Here is a 3,499-nt window from a genome sequence, read left to right as displayed (position 1 = left end):
GGTGCCTCCCGGCGGGACGACGCGGCGGGACGAGACCGTCAGGCCCCGTACTCCTTCTGGATCCGGGCCCAGTTCTCCTCGAGCATCTCGAGGCCGCCGATGTTGTAGAACGCCTGCTCGGCGATGTGGTCGAACTCGCCCTCGGCGATCTTCTTGAACGCCTCGATGGTCTCGCTCAGCGGCACGGTGGAACCCTCCACGCCGGTGAACTTCTTCGCCATGTAGGTGTTCTGGGAGAGGAACTGCTGGATGCGGCGCGCACGCGCGACGACCGTCTTGTCCTCCTCCGAGAGCTCGTCCACACCGAGGATCGCGATGATGTCCTGCAGCTCCTTGTTGCGCTGCAGGATCGACTTCACCTGGGTGGCGACGTCGTAGTGCTCCTGGCCCACGTAGCGCGGGTCGAGGATGCGGGACGTCGAGGTCAGCGGGTCGATCGCCGGGTACAGACCCTTCGACGCGATCTCGCGGGAGAGCTCCGTCGTCGCGTCGAGGTGGGCGAACGTGGTCGCCGGCGCCGGGTCGGTGTAGTCGTCCGCCGGCACGTAGATCGCCTGCAGCGAGGTGATCGAGTGACCGCGCGTCGAGGTGATGCGCTCCTGCAGGAGGCCCATCTCGTCGGCCAGGTTGGGCTGGTAGCCCACCGCGGACGGCATGCGGCCCAGCAGGGTCGACACCTCGGAGCCGGCCTGCGTGAACCGGAAGATGTTGTCGATGAAGAGCAGCACGTCCTGCTTGCGCACGTCGCGGAAGTACTCCGCCATCGTCAGCGCGGACAGGGCGACGCGCAGACGCGTGCCCGGCGGCTCGTCCATCTGGCCGAAGACCAGGGCCGTCTTGTCGAAGACGCCGGCCTCCTCCATCTCGGCGATGAGGTCGTTGCCCTCACGGGTGCGCTCGCCGACGCCGGCGAACACGGACACACCGCCGTGGTCCTGCGCGACGCGCTGGATCATCTCCTGGATGAGGACCGTCTTGCCGACGCCCGCACCACCGAAGAGGCCGATCTTGCCACCCTGCACGTACGGGGTGAGGAGGTCGATCGACTTGATGCCGGTCTCGAACATCTCGGTCTTCGACTCGAGCTGGTCGAAGGCCGGGGGCTTGCGGTGGATCGGCCAGCGCTCGGTGACCTCGAGCTTCTCGCCCTCGGCGAGGTTGAGGACGTCGCCGGTCACGTTGAAGACCTTGCCCTTGGTGATGTCGCCGACCGGCACGCTGATGGGCGCGCCCGTGTCGGTGACGACGGCGCCGCGCACGAGGCCGTCGGTCGGCTTCAGCGCGATCGCGCGGACCAGGGAGTCGCCCAGGTGCTGGGCGACCTCGAGCATGAGGGTGAAGGACTTCTCCCCCTCGCCCTGCGACGACAGGTCGATGTCGACCGTCAGGGCGTTGTAGATGTCGGGGATCGCGTCCTCGGGGAACTCGATGTCGACGACGGGGCCGATCACGCGCGCGACACGGCCCACGCCGGGTCCGCTCTGGTGCTCGACCGGGGCTTCCACGGTGGTGGCGGTCATTGCTTGCCTCGCTTCGAAAGGAACGTTGCGGATGTCAGTACGGTCGTCAGAGCCGGCTGGGCTGCTGCCATGGCCGGCGTCATGACGCCGCGAGGGCGTCGGCACCCGAGACGATCTCGCTGATCTCCTGGGTGATGTCCGCCTGGCGGGCCTGGTTCGCCAGGCGCGTGTAGGTGCGGATCAGGTCCTCGGCGTTGTCCGTCGCCGTGTGCATCGCCCGCTGGCGCGCGGCCAGCTCCGACGCCGCGGCGTCGAGCATGAAGCTGAAGATGCGGCTGCGGACGTAGCGCGGCAGGAGGGCGTCGAGGACGCTCTCCGGCGACGGCTCGAAGTCGTACAGCGGGAACGTCTCGTGCTCGCCGGGTGCGGCGACGCCCTCGACGACCTCGAGCGGGAGCATCCGCACGACGCGCGGCCGCTGCGTGACCATGTTCACGAACTGCGTGTACACGACGTGCAGCTCACCGACGCCGCCCTCGTCCGCCGGGGCGAGGAACGACCCGAGCAGGGTGTCGGCGATCTCGCCGGCGACGTCCGAGTCCGGGCTGTCCGAGCCGTACGACCACTGCCCCGCGAGCTGGCGCCCGCGGTAGCCGTAGTACGAGACGGCACGGCGGCCGGTCGCGTAGAGGGCGACCTGCTTGCCCTCGCCCTGCAGCTGCGCGACGAGACGCTCCGTCTCCCGGATGATCGACGCCGAGTAGGCGCCGGCCATGCCGCGGTCGGACGCGATCACGAGGACCGCGACGCGGTCCGTGTCGTGCCGCTCGCTCGTCAGCGGGTGCTTGGTCGACGTGTGCGTCGCCACGGCCGACACAGCGCGGGTGATGGCACGCTCGTACGGCGACGCCGCGGCGGTGCGCGCCCGCGCCTTGCCGATGCGGGAGGCCGCGATCAGCTCCTGCGCGCGGAACATCTTCTTCAGCGACTGCGTCGACTTGATCCGCTGCTTGTAGATGCGCTGGGCTCCACCGGCCATGCTCAGGCCTTCTTCTGCACGACGAGCTGCTCATGCTCGACGTCCGCGGAGTCGCCCTCGTCGTCACCGCCGACGAGCGGGGTGCCGTCGGCCTTGAGGAAGCCGTTGCGCACGTCCTCGACGGCCGCGGCCAGGGCGTCCTCGGTGTCCTGCTCGAGCTTGCCGGTCTCGGCGATCGTGGAGAGCACCGAGGTGTGGCGACGCAGGTGGTCGAGCATCTCGGACTCGAACCGCTTGACGTCCTCGACGGGGACGTCGTCGAGCTTGCCCTTGGTGCCGGCCCACACGGACGCGACCTGGTCCTCGACCGGGTACGGCGTGTACTGGGGCTGCTTGAGCAGCTCCATCAGCACCGCACCGCGGGCCAGCTGGCCGCGCGACGCCGCGTCGAGGTCGGACGCGAACATCGCGAAGGCCTCGAGCGAGCGGAACTGCGCCAGCTCGAGCTTCAGCGTGCCGGAGACCTTCTTCATCGCCTTGATCTGCGCGTCACCACCGACTCGGGAGACGGAGATGCCGACGTCGACCGCCGGGCGCTGGTCGGCGTTGAAGAGGTCCGACTGCAGGAAGATCTGGCCGTCGGTGATGGAGATGACGTTGGTCGGGATGTACGCCGAGACGTCGTTCGCCTTGGTCTCGATGATCGGCAGGCCGGTCATCGAGCCCGCGCCCAGGTCGTCCGAGAGCTTGGCGCAGCGCTCGAGCAGACGGGAGTGCAGGTAGAACACGTCGCCGGGGTACGCCTCGCGGCCCGGCGGGCGGCGCAGCAGCAGCGACACGGCACGGTAGGCCTCGGCCTGCTTCGACAGGTCGTCGAAGATGACCAGCACGTGCTTGCCCTGGTACATCCAGTGCTGGCCGATGGCCGAACCGGTGTAGGGGGCGATGTACTTGAAGCCCGCCGGGTCGGACGCCGGGGCGGCGACGATCGTCGTGTACTCGAGCGCGCCGGCCTCCTCGAGGGCGCCGCGCACGGAGGCGATCGTCGAGCCCTTCTGGC

General features: G+C 69.2%; 2 protein-coding genes and 1 pseudogene. All 3 read right to left on the bottom strand.

Annotation, left to right across the window (positions count from 1 at the left end):
- Window positions 1-38: 38 nt before the first annotated feature.
- Complete coding sequence (gene atpD / locus ACFWEK_RS20035; protein WP_430548289.1) at window positions 39-1,520, bottom strand: F0F1 ATP synthase subunit beta; 1,482 nt, start codon at window positions 1,518-1,520, stop codon at window positions 39-41.
- A gap of 79 nt (window positions 1,521-1,599) precedes the next feature.
- Entirely contained in the window at window positions 1,600-2,499 is a 900-nt protein-coding gene (locus ACFWEK_RS20030) for a F0F1 ATP synthase subunit gamma (RefSeq protein ID WP_430548288.1), read from the bottom strand.
- A 2-nt stretch (window positions 2,500-2,501) separates the two neighbouring features.
- Window positions 2,502-3,499: pseudogene (locus tag ACFWEK_RS20025) on the bottom strand (F0F1 ATP synthase subunit alpha); the annotation flags it as partial.

The sequence above is a fragment of the Isoptericola sp. NPDC060257 genome (assembly GCF_042726645.1).
GTDB lineage: Bacteria > Actinomycetota > Actinomycetes > Actinomycetales > Cellulomonadaceae > Isoptericola > Isoptericola nanjingensis.
The sequence above is the reverse complement of the archived record's forward strand: the minus strand, read 5'-3'. Positions and strand labels throughout refer to the sequence as shown.